The organism is Streptococcus pasteurianus (genome assembly GCF_004843545.1).
Lineage (GTDB): Bacteria > Bacillota > Bacilli > Lactobacillales > Streptococcaceae > Streptococcus > Streptococcus pasteurianus.
Window position 1 is genome coordinate 2,117,501 of record NZ_CP039457.1, and the last position, 14,273, is coordinate 2,131,773.

The window sequence follows — 14,273 nt, forward strand, 5'->3', positions numbered from 1 at the left end:
AAACGTAGGACTATGCTTCCTTAATGCTTAATTTAATTTCAGCAATTACTTCCTTATGTAACTTAACAGGGACTTCGACAGAACCAATTGCACGAATTGGATGATTTAACTCGATAGAACGTTTGTTGATTTTTAAACCAAACTGTTTAGCCAATTCTTCAGCAATTTTCTTAGCTGTAATTGAACCAAATGTACGTCCATCAGGTCCAACTTTTTCGGTAAACTTAACAACTGTGACTTCTTTCTCAAGCTCTGCTTTAAGCGCTTGAGCTTCTGCTAAAATTTCAGCTTGTGCTTTTTCTTCTGATTTTTGTTTACCTTTTAATTCACCAATAGCTTGATTAGTCGCCTCTTTAGCTAAATTTTTCTTAATTAAAAAGTTTTGGGCATAACCTGTCGGGACTTCTTTGATCTCACCTTTTTTCCCTTTACCCTTAACATCTGCTAGAAAAATAACTTTCATCACTCTACCTCCATATTTTCTCTTAAATCATTTTCAATTATTTCAAATAATAAGTGTTCGGCTTGACTAACAGTTATATCTGATAATTGACAAGCTGCTAGGGTAAAATGCCCACCGCCACCAAGTTCTTCCATTATGCGTTGAACATTGATTTTACTGCGGCTACGTGCCGAAATAGCTACTTTATTAGGAGCAACTTGAACAATAACAAACGTTGCTTCAATGCCAGCTAAAGATAACATGGTATCTGCAGCTTTACTGGCAACTACTTTACTGTAAACAACATTATCACCACCACTAGCAATGATAATGTTGTCATAAAGTTTACGCCCTTTAAGAATAAGTTCATTAACCAATCGATATTCCTCAAAATCTGTTTGAGAAATGTTTTGAATTTCAATGCTATCACTTCCTTGAGATCTAAGATAACTTGCAACATCAAATGTTCGACTTGTAACGCTAGCCGAAAAATTCTTCGTGTCCAACATAATCCCTGCCATTAGAATACTAGCTTGAATTTTACTTAAGCGTTTGCCTGCGTTTTGGAATTGAATTAATTCGGTTACTAATTCACTAGCGCTACTTGCTCCACTTTCAATAAATGTTAATATGGCTTTTTCTGGGAAATTATTGTCACGACGATGATGATCAACAACAATGACATCTGTAAACATGTTGTAAAGTTCCTGCGATAACGTTAAATCAACCTTAGAATGATCAACCATTATCAACAGTGATTGGCTTGTCACTAGTTGTAAAGCTTTGTTGACTGAAATTAGATTCGTTTTTCCATCTTCTTGTAATCTTCTGACTGCTCTTGCAATATCATGGCTCATTTCATCTGGATTGTAAACCGCATAAGCATCCTCAATGATATTACTTGCAAAGAACTGCATCCCAATCGCTGAACCAAGAGCATCCATATCGAGATTACGATGTCCGACAACAAATACTCTGTCCACATTTTTTATATGGTCTGAAATAGCAGTCATCATCGCACGGGTACGCGTACGGGTACGTTTAACGGTAGATACTGACCCACCACCAAAATACAATGGTTTCTTATGTTCATCATTTTCACAAATAACAACTTGGTCACCACCACGCACAAGTGCCGTATTCAAGTTTTGGAGAGCTACTTGCCCAATTTGCTGATGATTATCATCACCATAAGCAACCCCCATACTCAAAGTCAGCGGTAACTCACTTCCTTCTTTAGCCTGCTTGCGAAAAGCTTCTAGTACTGTAAACTTATCGTCAATTAGACTACTTAAAACAGCATAGTCTGTGAAAAAGTAAAAACGGTCCATATCCACACGACGATAAAAAATATTGTTAGACTTCGTGAAATTCGAGATGAAATTAGCAATAAAACTATTGATTTGAGAAACTTCCGCATCAGATAAATCATCTGTCACATCATCATAATTATCAATTGAGATAATCCCGATAACTGGTCGCAAAAGCGCAGCATCGCCTAATTGACGATTTCCCATTGATGTATCAAAGAAATAAAAAATCCCTGAAGATGAATCAATATAAGACGAGTATTTATTACCGTTTAACTCAAAAGTTTGGCTGGCATCTCCTTCACGCTTATTGCCAATAATTTTTTGGATGAGTTCATCCTCAAATTCTCCTTCTTCACTAGTGAAGATAAGTTCAGCATATGGATTAAACCACTCAACTTCATTTGTAGATTGCTCAAATTGAACAACACCAACAGGCATCTGTTCTAATAAACTTTTCAAACTAACTTCTGTTTGGTCGTTTAGTAATTCAATTTGTTCAAGTTCTGATAACTCATATGTTTCTTTTTGATAATAAAGCAATGCAACAAGCAAAGACAGCGCCAAAAAGATTGCAGCTAAAGTAGCTGACTCCGTCTGAAAAAGTCTGACACAAATAGCCAAAATCCCGAATAAAATCAAGCCTATCATGACTAAGTGAATAGTTGCAAATCGAAATCTTTTCATTGGTTAACCTCTTAGCTTATAATTATACCATAAAACAGCCCTATTTGATAGAGCTGTCATTGGTTTAAAGATTACAATTTGATGACTTAATCATTCGCTTTTCTATGATGTTTTTGCTTGCCTTCTAGGTAAACCATCAAAATAGAAATATCTGCTGGGTTAACACCTGAAATACGGCTTGCTTGACCGATTGTTTCTGGGTTAATTTTCTTGAATTTTTGACGTGCTTCTGTTGCGATAGAATCAATATCATCCCAGTCAATATTAGCAGGAATACGTTTTTCTTCCATACGTTTCATTTTGGCTACTTGATCAAGGGCTTTGTTGATATAACCTTCATATTTGATTTCAGTTTCCAAAAGTTCAACCACTTTGCTGTCAAGTTTTTCTTCAGCAGGACCAACAAAGCTTGTCGCAATGTCATAATTGATTTCAGGACGACGCATGAATTCTTTTGCTGTCAAAGCATCTGTCAATGGTTTGAAACCAAGTGCTTCAATACGTGCATTAGTTTCTTTAACTGGCTTGATTTTAAGAGTTGACAATCTTGTCAATTCATTGTCAAACTGACGTTTACGATTCAAGAAACGTTGATAACGTTCATCATCAACCAAACCGACACGGTGACCAATCTCAGTCAAACGCATATCAGCATTATCATGACGCAAAATCAAACGATATTCCGCACGACTTGTCAACAGACGATAAGGTTCCAACGTTCCTTTCGTTACCAAGTCATCAATCATAACACCGATGTAAGCATCACTACGTTTAAGAATCATTTCTGGCTTGCCTTGAACTTTCAAAGCAGCATTGATACCAGCAACAATTCCTTGACCAGCAGCTTCTTCGTAACCTGACGTACCATTGGTTTGACCAGCCGTAAAGAGACCTGAAATTTTCTTCGTTTCAAGCGTTGCACGCAATTGGTGTGGCAAAACGATATCATACTCAATTGCATATCCTGTACGCATCATTTCGGCATTTTCAAGCCCTTTAATAGAATGAATCAATTCTTTTTGAACATCTTCAGGAAGGCTTGTTGACAACCCCTGAATGTAAACTTCTTCTGTTTCACGACCTTCTGGTTCTAGGAAAAGTTGATGACGTTCTTTATCCGCAAAGCGCACAATTTTATCTTCGATAGATGGACAATAACGAGGTCCTACCCCTTTGACAATCCCTGAAAACATTGGTGCACGGTAAAGATTTTTATTGATAATATCGTGGCTTGTTTGGTTCGTATAAGTCAACCAGCAAGGAATTTGGTCTTTGAGGTAATCTTCATCATTGGACATGAATGAAAAATGATTTGGTTTTTCATCACCTGGTTGAATCTCTGTTTCATCGTAATTGATAGAACTTGCTTTGATACGTGGTGGTGTTCCTGTTTTGAAACGACCAATTTCAAGACCTAATTCTTTCAAATTATCTGCAAGTCCGATAGAAGCCAAGCTGTTATTTGGACCAGAAGAATATTTAAGCTCACCTAGGATAATTTCGCCACGAAGGGCTGTTCCTGTTGTGATAACAACTGCTTTAGCTGAAAATTTCTGATTAGTAGCTGTGCGAACACCGACAACTTTACCATCTTCGACTAAAACTTCTTCAATCATTGACTGACGCAATGTCAAATTTTCTTGTTGCTCAACCGTATGCTTCATTGTACGAGAGTAAAGAGCCTTATCTGCTTGCGCACGAAGAGCACGGACCGCAGGACCTTTACCAGTATTGAGCATTTTCATTTGAATGTAAGTCTTGTCAATGTTTTTACCCATTTCACCACCGAGAGCGTCAATTTCGCGAACAACAATCCCTTTGGCAGAACCCCCAATTGCAGGGTTACATGGCATAAAGGACAACATTTCCAAATTAATTGTTGCCAGCATCGTTTTACAACCCATACGAGCCGCAGCCAAACTAGCTTCAACACCAGCATGCCCAGCACCAACAACAATTACATCATAATTTTCAGCAAATTCGTGTGTCATTTTATTTCTCCTTATTCTTATTTACAAAATGTTTGACTTGACCATCCCAGTTTTTTAGGGTAATTTTTAAAAAGCTTGGATTTAGGTTAATCTTACTGAGTTCTTCAAACGAAATCCACTCACACATACGCTTCTGACCTCCCTCATATATCTCTTTATTAAGGTCAGAAAGTGGGTTCACTAAGTAAAGAAATTCAATTTGATGATGTTTTGTGAGATCCAAAGAAAACTGATTTTCAACAACAAAAGCCAACTGTTTAACTTCAATATCGATATTAAGTTCTTCTTTCATTTCGCGTATTATGGCATCTTCAGTTAATTCATTTACTAAGATTGCTCCGCCTAACAAATAATATTCATTTTTAGGAGATTTTGCTAAATATATTTTTTCATCTTTAATAATTAAGGCTGATGCTCTAACACCAAAGCTCTGCTCACCAATTCTAGTTCTAAAATCCATTTAAAACTCCTTAACTGCACAAAAAACAGCCAAAACCCTCGAAAATTGTGCGGCAAAAACGCACAATTCTCATGAGCTTTGACCATCATGATTATTGTTACGATTATTGTATCAAATTAAGTTAAAATGTCAATTTAATTGCCGATAATTTTTCGAGCAATAGTTGATTATATAGATAAGCCAAGCCCGTCAACTTATCTTTACAACTTTGTCAACTAGATATATTGACAAGCGACTCCATTTTTATAAGCCATATCAATGATTCCGCCACCTAGGCATTCTTTACCATCATAGAAAACAACGGCTTGACCTGGTGTAATGGCACGTTGTGGTTCAGCAAAGACAACTTCTGCTTTGTCAACCTTGACATGTATTGTAACTTTAGAGTCTGGTTGACGGTAACGGAATTTTGCTGTAACTTCCATTGTAAATTCTTCAGGCATATCACGTGTAAAGTGAATACTTGAGGCGTCAAGGCTAGTTGACATTAGTGACTCATGATAGAAACCTTGACCAACGTAAAGAATATTTTTTGACAAATCTTTTCCGACAACAAACCAAGGTTGATTGTCACCACCTTGTTGTCCACCGATACCAAGACCGCCACGTTGACCGATTGTATAATACATCAATCCAGCATGTTCACCCATATCACGACCATCAACAGTCATCATACGACCTTTTTGTGCTGGTAAATATTGACTAAGGAATTCTTTAAAATTCTTTTCACCGATAAAGCAAATTCCTGTTGAATCTTTTTTCTTAGCTGTCGCAAGACCTGCACGTTCTGCAATTTTACGCACTTCTGTTTTTTCCAAATGTCCAAGTGGAAACATTACTTTTTGCAATTGTTCTTGTGATAATTGACTCAAGAAGTAAGTTTGGTCTTTATTATTATCTGCTCCACGTAACATATGAACAGTACCGTCTGCGTCACGAGAAACTTGCGCATAATGTCCAGTTGCTACATAATCAGCTCCAAGCGTCATAGCATAGTCAAGGAAAGCTTTAAACTTGATTTCCTTGTTACACATAACGTCTGGATTTGGTGTACGTCCTGCACGATATTCCGCTAGGAAATATTCGAAGACGCGGTCCCAATACTCTTTTTCAAAATTGACAGAGTAATAAGGAATACCGATTTGGTCAGCAACAGCTGCCACATCTTTATAATCTTCGGTTGCTGTACAAACACCGAATTCGTCTGTGTCGTCCCAGTTTTTCATAAAGACACCGATAACGTCATAACCTTGCTCTTTCAAAAGGAGAGCCGTTACAGACGAATCAACGCCGCCACTCATACCGACAACAACACGTGTTTTTGAATTATCTGACATGATAATCCTCCCATCAAGATATTTTTTTCGAACATAGGCTTGAAGGGCCTAGTTTTTCAAAAATCGATTTGAAGGTCGATTTTGAATGCATGAAACCACGCGAAAACTATTATAACACGAAATTTTATTTATGTAAGTCTTTTACACTTAATTCTAATGCTTTTTCTCATTTACCCTTTTGCCTTCCTCTGTTATAATAAGTAAGCATAGATTCTTAAAGGAGTAGATATGAAAAATCTAAAATTCCAATCCGTATTCGACATCATCGGTCCCGTGATGATTGGTCCGTCTAGTAGCCATACGGCTGGGGCTGTTCGTATTGGAAAAATTGTTAACTCTATTTTCGGAGAAATTCCCGATTCCGTAACCTTTCATTTGTACAATTCATTTGCTAAGACTTACCGTGGCCATGGAACTGATAAAGCTCTCGTTGCAGGTATTCTTGGTATGGATACTGACAATCCTGACATCAAAAATTCATTAGAAATCGCTCACCAGAAAGGGGTTCGCATTTATTGGGATATTCTTAAAGATAGTAACGCTCCACATCCAAATACCGCTAAAATTACCGTTGAAAAAGGTGACAAAAGCATGAGTATTACTGGCGTATCAATCGGCGGAGGAAATATTGAGGTAACTGAACTAAATGGTTTCTCTGTATCGCTGAAAATGAATACACCAACTTTAATTATTGTTCACCAAGACATTCCTGGAATGATTGCTAAAGTAACAGATATTCTGTCTGAACATAATATCAATATCGCCCAAATGAATGTGACTCGGGAACGTGCTGGTGAAAAAGCAATCATGATTATCGAAGTTGACTCTCGTGATTGTCACAAAGCTGTTGAACAGATTCAACAAATTCCACATTTGCACAATGTTAATTTCTTTGATTAGAAAGGAAAAGAATGTTTTATTCTATTAAAGAATTGGTTGAGCAAGCCGATAAAGATTTTAACGGTAATATTGCTGAACTGATGATTGCCACCGAAATGGAATTAAGTGGACGTAGCCGTGACGAAATCATTCACATCATGACGAAAAACCTTCAAGTCATGAAAAATTCTGTTACTGACGGACTAACACCTAGTAAATCAATTAGTGGTCTAACTGGTGGAGACGCCGTCAAAATGGACACCTACCTTAAATCGGGTAAGACTTTGTCAGATACCACTATCTTGACCGCTGTCCGCAATGCCATTGCTGTCAATGAACTGAATGCCAAAATGGGACTTGTTTGTGCTACACCAACAGCTGGCTCTGCTGGTTGTTTACCTGCCGTTCTGACAACTGCTATTGACAAATTAAAACTTTCTGAAGAAGAACAGTTGAACTTTTTATTCACTGCTGGTGCTTTTGGACTCGTTATTGGAAATAATGCTTCAATCTCTGGCGCTGAAGGTGGCTGTCAAGCTGAAGTTGGCTCTGCTTCTGCAATGAGTGCCGCAGCTTTGGTTAAGGCTGCTGGTGGCTCTGCTTTCCAAGCCAGCCAAGCAGTTGCTTTTGTTATCAAAAATATGCTTGGGCTTATCTGTGACCCTGTTGCAGGGCTTGTTGAAGTCCCATGTGTTAAACGTAATGCTCTTGGTTCAAGTTTTGCACTTGTGGCTGCTGACATGGCACTTGCTGGCATTGAATCTCAAATTCCAGTTGACGAAGTTGTTGATGCTATGTATCAAGTTGGAGCAAGTCTGCCAACTGCCTTTCGTGAAACTGCCGAAGGTGGCTTAGCTGCCACACCAACAGGACGACGATTACAAACTCAAATTTTTGGAGAATAGTTTGCTAAGCATTTAGTATTTTAATACTATAGTAGCAAAACATTCGATATTGACAAAATCGTCAATGAAACTTGACACTATTTTACAGGAGAGTAAATATGAAATCTATCTTGTTTGACCTCGACGGAACCTTGGTAAATTCCAGTCCAGGAATCAAAGCAGCATTTAATTACGCTTTTGAAAGATTACAGTTACCTTTACAGACTGACAAGCAATTGTCAACATTCATCGGTCCACCCTTAGAAGTTACCTTTGCTAATTATTTCACTGAGAAAGCTGATATTGACCATGCAATAAAAACTTTTAGAGAATACTACAACGCTAAAGGTGTTCATCAAGTTTCGCTTTATGCTGGTATTTCCGACCTACTAAAAGAATTAAATAAGTCAGGCTACTCTCTCTATGTCACAACAAGTAAACATGAACCAATGGCAAGACTAATGTTAACCGATCTTGGTGTCATTTCAAACTTTAAGCAAGTTTATGGTTCAACTCCTGAACATTTTCACAAAGCAGATGTGATTAACACTTGTCTTACAGAACAAGGAATCAAAGCAGCCGAAGCTGTCATCATCGGTGATACAAAATTTGATATGATTGGTGGTCAGAAAACAGGTGTTAGAAGGCTTGGTATTACTTGGGGCTTTGGTTCTGCTGAAAGTTTACAAGAATATGGTGCTGAAATAATCTGTCATCATCCACAGGACATAAAAAAGGCACTATCATCACTATAAGATGATTAGTGCTTTCTTTTTTATTTAGCTTAATAACCCCAAGCAGATAAGCCTTGAGCATTATAGGCGTTTATAGCAGCTGTAATCTGATCTTGAACAGTTGCTGTTGATCCCCAACCAGGCATTGTTTGGAATAACCCTGATGCCCCAGAAGCATTTGTCACATTTGGATCACCGTTAGATTCGCGTGCAATAATTGCTTCCCAAGTTGATTGAGGAACACCTGTTGCCGCTGCCATTTGCGCTGCAGCTGCTGTACCGACAGTACCAGCAGTGTTTCCATTTGATGTTGTTGTATCAGCTACTTCTGAATCTGTAACAGTTGTCTCTTCACCAACCGGCTCTTCTGATTCTGTATAAACTTCTTCGATAGCAGGTTCTTCAGACACTTCACTGACTTCTACCGAACTAGATTCAGATGATATCGTGCTTATTGATGTTTCGTTTAAAGTCGATGAAAAACTTGTAGATGTTGCTTTTACAACTTCTGCCTCAGCACGTGTTGTAAACGTATCTGAGAATAATTCTATTTTAGGAATAAGTAAAATAATCATAGCCAAGCTCAAAGTTGCTCCGAGCACACTAACGATAATATTTCTTATTTTTCTTTGTTTTGCTTTAGCAATCCTACTATACATAAATATAAACTATATACCTCTCTAGAACTCCTTTTGCTATCATATAATTTAATTGTTACTCGGAGATTGAAAATATGTTAAAAATGTTACAAAAACATTGAAACTTACCCTAATTTTCCTAAAAAATACTGTTTTAAAGCCATTTTGAGCAAACAAAAAAGATTTGAGAGAAACTCTCAAATCTTTTTAACTAATTATCTAAAATCTTAATACCAACCATTTGCATTCCAGAAGGCAAGGGCAGCTGACCATGAACCATAACGGCTTGCAACGTATGCATCTGCAACACGTTCTTGGTTTTCAGCTGATAAGTCACCATTCAAGTAAGAAATCGTTAATTGGTAACGTCCGTAGTATTGACCATTTTGAGCTGTGTAGCTACCACTTGATTCGCGTTGTGCGATTGTTTCTTTAGCAGCTGCATCTGATGAGCTCAAGTTTGATGAATAACTTGTAGTAGTTGTATCTGTACTTTCAGCGGCAGATGTTGCTGATGATGAATCATCAGTAGTAGCTGCTGAAGTTGTAGTTTCTGTTGTTGAAGCTGTTGAATCCAATTCTAAGATTTGACCAACAGTAATGAAGTCAACGTTAGAGATACCGTTTAAGGCTGATAATTGTTCAACTGTCGTATTGTAAGTTGAGGCAATTTCAGAAAGAGTATCACCTGATTTAACTGTGTAAGAATCTGCATTAGCAACTGCTGGGGCAATCAGTGCTGCTGCAAAAGCTGCGCTAGCAACTCCTAACTTAATAGCTTTCGATTTACTTTTTAAAGTATTTTTTTGCATTATATGCTCCTTTTTACAAATTAGTATAGGATATATAATACAAGGTTAATGTTACCTGAACTTTAGTCTTTTATTAAAATTATTACAATTAGATTGTGTTAACATAAAGAAAGCGCATACAAATAGTGGGCTTTAGCTTTTCTTAAGCCAAAATAGCAAAATTCCTAAAATAACTAACACTATTAAAACCAAAGTATCTTTTAGGTGCCATTGCAAAACTCGGTACTTAGTTCGTCCATCTCCACCTTGGTAGCCACGTGCTTCCATAGCAAGAGCAAGAGCATCTGCTCGTTTAAAACTCGATGCAAAAAGTGGAATAAGAATTGGAATGATTGATTTTACCTTTTGAATCAGATTTCCTTCCCCAAAATCCACACCACGCGCTCGCTGTGCCTTCATAATACGTGTCGTGTCATCCATCAACGTAGGAACAAATCGCAGGCTTAGTGAGAGCATTAAACCAATTTCATGTGCAGGCACCTTAAAACGAACAAATGGCTTTAGAAGCGATTCTACAGCGTCTGCAAGGCTTAACGGTGTTGTTGTCAAAGTCAGCAACGTTGAAAAGAAGATGATTAATACAAAACGCATAAAAATCAAAACTGCTTGGCTAAAACCGTAGCTTGTTATTTTAAGAAAAGCAAATTGAAAATAGGTTTGACCACCTTGTGTAAAAAACATTTGAAACAAAGTCGTGAATAAAATAATACCAATCATTGGCCGAACACCTTTTAAGAAAAAGCTCAACTTAATCTTTGATAGCAAAACAACTATCAAGGTAAATGCAACCATAATAATGTTTGTCACCACATTATTAGCCCAGAAAACAATAACAATGTACAAAATCATTGCTAAAAGTTTGCTACGTGGATCTAGGTGATGAATCAAAGATTTTCCTGGAACATAACGTCCGAGTATTAATTTATCCATGTTTCACCACCTCTGCAAATTCTTCTATAGTAATTGGTAAACTTTCTAGCTGTAAACCACGTTTGACAAGCTGCTGAGCAAATTTGGTGATTTTAGGCACACCAAGCTGTTTGCTTTCAAGAAAATCAACATCCTGAAAAACCTCTTTAGGATAACCAGAACGAACTAATTTTCCACTTTCAAGGACATTGACATAATCTGCATAGTTAGCAACATCATCCATCAAGTGAGTTACTAAAACGATCGTCATACCATTTTGATTCAATTCCTTAAATAAACTCATAAGCTCACGACGTCCTTTAGGGTCTAAGCCTGCTGTTGGCTCATCTAAGACTAGCACCTCTGGTTCCATGGCTAAAATACCAGCAATCGCAACACGGCGCATTTGACCACCTGATAATTCAAATGGATTTTTTTCAAAAAATTCCTCACTAATGCCAACCATAGCTAGTTTTTCACGCGCTAGTTGTTTAGCTTCTTCTATGGAAACACCAAAATTTTGTGGACCAAAAGCGACATCTTTAAGAACAGTCTCCTCAAAAAGTTGGCTTTCAGGAAATTGAAAAACAAGTCCTACTTTTTTACGCACAGGTTTGATATCTTTATTTTTAGAGTCAGCTGTAATTTTTATATCATCTACGATAACGGCGCCCTCCGTAGGCACATTAAGCCCGTTTAACAGCTGCATAATCGTTGACTTACCTGATCCAGTATGTCCGATAAAAGCAGTATAAGACCCCTCTTTAATACTAAGATTAATGTCAAAAAGGGCACGCCCTTCAAAAGGTGTCCCCGCTTGATAAGTATAGTTTACGCTTTCAAGAGTAATTCCCATAACTGATCTTCTAATTCCTTTTCCGTAAGATAATTCGCTGTAAATTCAAACCCTTTATTTTTTAAAGTAGAGATAAGATTGGCTGAAAAAGGAATATCTAGTCCTAACGTCAATAATTCTTCTCCTCTAGCAAAGAGTTCTCGCGGTGTTGAGCTGAACTCAACTTTTCCTCTTTTCATAACTAACACACGGTCACTCAACGCAACTTCATCTAAGTCATGAGTGATAGAAATAACCGTCATATTATACTGATCACGAATCTCTTTTATCGTCTGAATTAATTCTAAACGTCCCTCTGGATCCAGCATACTTGTTGCCTCATCCAAAATAATAATATTGGGACGCATAGCAATTGCTCCAGCAATCGCAACACGTTGTTTTTGTCCACCAGAAAGACGTGACGGCTCACGGTCAGCAAAGTCAGACATTCCAACCAATTGAAGTGCCTCTTTAACACGTGACTGCATTTCCTCAAGAGGAATTCCTTTATTTTCAAGTCCAAAGGCGACATCATCTTCAACAGTTGCTCCAACGAATTGATTATCCGGATTCTGAAAAACCATTCCAATCTTCTGACGAATGTTCCATACATTGTCTTCCGTTAAAAGTTCGTTTTCAACAAAAATATCGCCTGATTCAGCGGCTAATAGCCCATCAATCAAACGAACTGTTGTTGATTTTCCTGAACCATTGTGCCCAATAATAGACAACCATTCACTTTGTTTCACGTGAAACGATAAGTCATCCAAGGTGTAATTATCCTGATTGTCATCATATTTGAATTTTAAATGTTTAACGTCAATGCTATTCAATGTCATTTAAATGTATCCTTAAAAAGGAATCCTGCCCCCTTAAAGTAATCATATCCTGAATAAGCAGTAAAAATCAATGCTACATAAAGCAAGAGTGTACCAATGATTGAAAGGTGGCATAGTAAGAAAATAATTGAAAACATTTGTGTAAATGTTTTGATTTTTCCAGGCATAGCGGCTGCTAAGACTGTTCCACCATTTTCAACAAGTAAAAGACGAAGTCCTGTAACAGCTAATTCACGACAAATAATGATAGCAGCAATCCAAGCAGGAACCATTTTTAATTCAACAAGCATAATAAATGCTGTCATTACCAACATTTTATCAGCTAATGGGTCAGCGAATTTACCAAAGTTAGTAACAACTTTCCACTTTCTTGCAAGATAACCATCTAAATAGTCTGTAATGCTTGCCAATGCAAAAACAATTGCAGCAACAACATGTCCTGTCGAACTCTTCCAGAAACAAAGGATGAGAATGAAGAGCGGAATCATCACGATACGTCCTAATGTTAATAAATTAGGAATGTTTTCTTTTTTTGTAAAATCGATTTTCATTTTTCTACCTACTGAATATTAATTGTAATATAACTTAGTGCTGTACTTGTTAATGCAGAAGTATCAACTTCTTGTCCATCAATGGTTACTGTCACACCTTCAGTAACCCCCAAAGTAATTAAAGAACTTGTTGTTCCAGAAGGAAGCACTGCAGTGTAACTTGTTGTTCCAGTTGATGAAAGAAGCGTCCCAGAGTCATTAGATTCTGAATTTGTCACAGATACCCAACTACTGTTTGCACCAGATAAGCTAATTTCAACAGTTAAACTATCTGTCACATTTGACAAATTTACCGTCAAGCTGTTACCACTTCCTTCAGTGGACATTTTCAAAGAAGTATCTTCCTTAGAAGATGATGACTCACTTGTTGAAGAAGCACTTTCTGAGGATGTTGAGTCTGTCGTTGTTGCACTACTACTATGAACAACGGAGTAGCTTGTACTTGCATTCTTGCTATCACTTTGTAATTGATTCCAAGTCACGAAAGAAACAAAAGCTAAAATTCCCAAGGCTACCAAACAAAGCATCACAATCGGAAGGTAAGAATTTGTTTTTTCCTTTCCTTTGTAGCGGCTTGAGCGTGAACCAATAATGATACTATCATCGCTAACTGATTTTGCAATGCTAATTGTTTCATCTTGTGGTGTTTTCACAATGCTCTCAATATTAGTAGTAGATTCTACTACATGCTCTTCTTGCTCCTCATCTGATGAACCAACTTCTTGCTCATGATATTTTTCCAACAAATCAGCAGTGTCAAGCTCAACAGCTTCGCCATATTGTTGTAGGTAAGTTTCAACCTTATCCTTAGGGATTAATTTAAATTGTTCAAGCTCCAAAGCCAAAAGATGTGGCGAAGGAATCGCTGCTTTTTCTTCAACATCTTCTAATGTCAGGTGTTTTGCCACCCGAGCTTCTCTTAAAATCTCACCAATCGTTTGTTCTCTCATGCGGGTTTCCTTTAA

15 protein-coding genes are annotated in these 14,273 nt (G+C 37.4%); 3 read left to right on the forward strand and 12 right to left on the reverse strand.

What is annotated here, in order from left to right:
- Window positions 1-10: 10 nt before the first annotated feature.
- The 5 genes from rplI to mnmA form a co-directional block, all read right to left on the reverse strand.
- The gene (gene rplI / locus E8M05_RS11035) at window positions 11-463 is read right to left on the reverse strand and encodes a 50S ribosomal protein L9 (protein WP_003066969.1); all 453 of its coding nucleotides are present in this window, start codon (window positions 461-463) and stop codon (window positions 11-13) included.
- A complete protein-coding gene (locus E8M05_RS11040; RefSeq protein WP_003066971.1) occupies window positions 463-2,439 on the reverse strand; it encodes a DHH family phosphoesterase in 1,977 nt (658 codons plus the stop codon). The genes rplI and E8M05_RS11040 overlap by 1 nt, the downstream gene beginning before the upstream one ends.
- Window positions 2,440-2,525: 86 nt before the next feature.
- Window positions 2,526-4,430 (reverse strand): tRNA uridine-5-carboxymethylaminomethyl(34) synthesis enzyme MnmG, encoded by a 1,905-nt coding sequence (mnmG, locus tag E8M05_RS11045; RefSeq protein WP_048791420.1) that lies wholly within the window; start codon window positions 4,428-4,430, stop codon window positions 2,526-2,528.
- Window position 4,431: 1 nt separating this feature from the next.
- Window positions 4,432-4,890, reverse strand: coding sequence for an NUDIX hydrolase (locus E8M05_RS11050; RefSeq protein ID WP_003066976.1), 459 nt, complete (start codon window positions 4,888-4,890; stop codon window positions 4,432-4,434).
- Between the two features lie 215 nt (window positions 4,891-5,105).
- Window positions 5,106-6,227 (reverse strand): tRNA 2-thiouridine(34) synthase MnmA, encoded by a 1,122-nt coding sequence (mnmA, locus tag E8M05_RS11055; RefSeq protein ID WP_048791419.1) that lies wholly within the window; start codon window positions 6,225-6,227, stop codon window positions 5,106-5,108.
- A 228-nt stretch (window positions 6,228-6,455) separates the two neighbouring features.
- Between mnmA and sdaAB the strand changes: the two genes are divergently transcribed.
- The 3 genes from sdaAB to E8M05_RS11070 all read left to right on the forward strand — a co-directional run bounded on the left by sdaAB (window position 6,456) and on the right by E8M05_RS11070 (window position 8,745).
- Window positions 6,456-7,127 (forward strand): L-serine ammonia-lyase, iron-sulfur-dependent subunit beta, encoded by a 672-nt coding sequence (gene sdaAB, locus E8M05_RS11060; RefSeq protein WP_003066981.1) that lies wholly within the window; start codon window positions 6,456-6,458, stop codon window positions 7,125-7,127.
- A gap of 11 nt (window positions 7,128-7,138) precedes the next feature.
- Entirely contained in the window at window positions 7,139-8,011 is an 873-nt protein-coding gene (gene sdaAA, locus E8M05_RS11065) for an L-serine ammonia-lyase, iron-sulfur-dependent, subunit alpha (protein ID WP_003066983.1), read from the forward strand.
- A gap of 98 nt (window positions 8,012-8,109) precedes the next feature.
- On the forward strand, window positions 8,110-8,745 hold the full coding sequence (locus E8M05_RS11070; protein ID WP_048791418.1) for an HAD hydrolase-like protein: 636 nt from the start codon (window positions 8,110-8,112) through the stop codon (window positions 8,743-8,745).
- A gap of 29 nt (window positions 8,746-8,774) precedes the next feature.
- On the opposite strand, the gene E8M05_RS11075 is transcribed toward E8M05_RS11070, so the two are convergent.
- The 7 genes from E8M05_RS11075 to E8M05_RS11105 all read right to left on the reverse strand — a co-directional run bounded on the left by E8M05_RS11075 (window position 8,775) and on the right by E8M05_RS11105 (window position 14,258).
- Complete coding sequence (locus tag E8M05_RS11075; RefSeq protein ID WP_048791417.1) at window positions 8,775-9,383, reverse strand: transglycosylase SLT domain-containing protein; 609 nt, start codon at window positions 9,381-9,383, stop codon at window positions 8,775-8,777.
- Window positions 9,384-9,589: 206 nt separating this feature from the next.
- Complete coding sequence (gene apf / locus E8M05_RS11080) at window positions 9,590-10,174, reverse strand: aggregation-promoting factor (RefSeq protein WP_013852357.1); 585 nt, start codon at window positions 10,172-10,174, stop codon at window positions 9,590-9,592.
- Window positions 10,175-10,306: 132 nt separating this feature from the next.
- Complete coding sequence (locus E8M05_RS11085) at window positions 10,307-11,104, reverse strand: energy-coupling factor transporter transmembrane component T family protein (RefSeq protein ID WP_003066993.1); 798 nt, start codon at window positions 11,102-11,104, stop codon at window positions 10,307-10,309.
- Window positions 11,097-11,939, reverse strand: a complete 843-nt coding sequence (locus E8M05_RS11090) for an energy-coupling factor ABC transporter ATP-binding protein (protein WP_013852358.1) — start codon at window positions 11,937-11,939, stop codon at window positions 11,097-11,099. The genes E8M05_RS11085 and E8M05_RS11090 overlap by 8 nt, the downstream gene beginning before the upstream one ends.
- On the reverse strand, window positions 11,915-12,757 hold the full coding sequence (locus E8M05_RS11095; RefSeq protein ID WP_048791416.1) for an energy-coupling factor ABC transporter ATP-binding protein: 843 nt from the start codon (window positions 12,755-12,757) through the stop codon (window positions 11,915-11,917). The genes E8M05_RS11090 and E8M05_RS11095 overlap by 25 nt, the downstream gene beginning before the upstream one ends.
- The gene (gene pgsA / locus E8M05_RS11100) at window positions 12,754-13,308 is read right to left on the reverse strand and encodes a CDP-diacylglycerol--glycerol-3-phosphate 3-phosphatidyltransferase (protein ID WP_003066999.1); all 555 of its coding nucleotides are present in this window, start codon (window positions 13,306-13,308) and stop codon (window positions 12,754-12,756) included. The genes E8M05_RS11095 and pgsA overlap by 4 nt, the downstream gene beginning before the upstream one ends.
- Window positions 13,309-13,316: 8 nt before the next feature.
- Window positions 13,317-14,258, reverse strand: a complete 942-nt coding sequence (locus E8M05_RS11105) for a helix-turn-helix domain-containing protein (protein ID WP_003067002.1) — start codon at window positions 14,256-14,258, stop codon at window positions 13,317-13,319.
- Window positions 14,259-14,273: the final 15 nt, after the last annotated feature.

Coding starts and splice junctions, on each gene's coding strand:
- rplI (WP_003066969.1), bottom strand. CDS start 463: ATGAAAGTTATTTTTCTAGCAGATGTTAAGGGTAAAGGGAAAAAAGGT.
- E8M05_RS11040 (WP_003066971.1), bottom strand. CDS start 2,439: ATGAAAAGATTTCGATTTGCAACTATTCACTTAGTCATGATAGGCTTG.
- mnmG (WP_048791420.1), bottom strand. CDS start 4,430: ATGACACACGAATTTGCTGAAAATTATGATGTAATTGTTGTTGGTGCT.
- E8M05_RS11050 (WP_003066976.1), bottom strand. CDS start 4,890: ATGGATTTTAGAACTAGAATTGGTGAGCAGAGCTTTGGTGTTAGAGCA.
- mnmA (WP_048791419.1), bottom strand. CDS start 6,227: ATGTCAGATAATTCAAAAACACGTGTTGTTGTCGGTATGAGTGGCGGC.
- sdaAB (WP_003066981.1), top strand. CDS start 6,456: ATGAAAAATCTAAAATTCCAATCCGTATTCGACATCATCGGTCCCGTG.
- sdaAA (WP_003066983.1), top strand. CDS start 7,139: ATGTTTTATTCTATTAAAGAATTGGTTGAGCAAGCCGATAAAGATTTT.
- E8M05_RS11070 (WP_048791418.1), top strand. CDS start 8,110: ATGAAATCTATCTTGTTTGACCTCGACGGAACCTTGGTAAATTCCAGT.
- E8M05_RS11075 (WP_048791417.1), bottom strand. CDS start 9,383: ATGTATAGTAGGATTGCTAAAGCAAAACAAAGAAAAATAAGAAATATT.
- apf (WP_013852357.1), bottom strand. CDS start 10,174: ATGCAAAAAAATACTTTAAAAAGTAAATCGAAAGCTATTAAGTTAGGA.
- E8M05_RS11085 (WP_003066993.1), bottom strand. CDS start 11,104: ATGGATAAATTAATACTCGGACGTTATGTTCCAGGAAAATCTTTGATT.
- E8M05_RS11090 (WP_013852358.1), bottom strand. CDS start 11,939: ATGGGAATTACTCTTGAAAGCGTAAACTATACTTATCAAGCGGGGACA.
- E8M05_RS11095 (WP_048791416.1), bottom strand. CDS start 12,757: ATGACATTGAATAGCATTGACGTTAAACATTTAAAATTCAAATATGAT.
- pgsA (WP_003066999.1), bottom strand. CDS start 13,308: ATGAAAATCGATTTTACAAAAAAAGAAAACATTCCTAATTTATTAACA.
- E8M05_RS11105 (WP_003067002.1), bottom strand. CDS start 14,258: ATGAGAGAACAAACGATTGGTGAGATTTTAAGAGAAGCTCGGGTGGCA.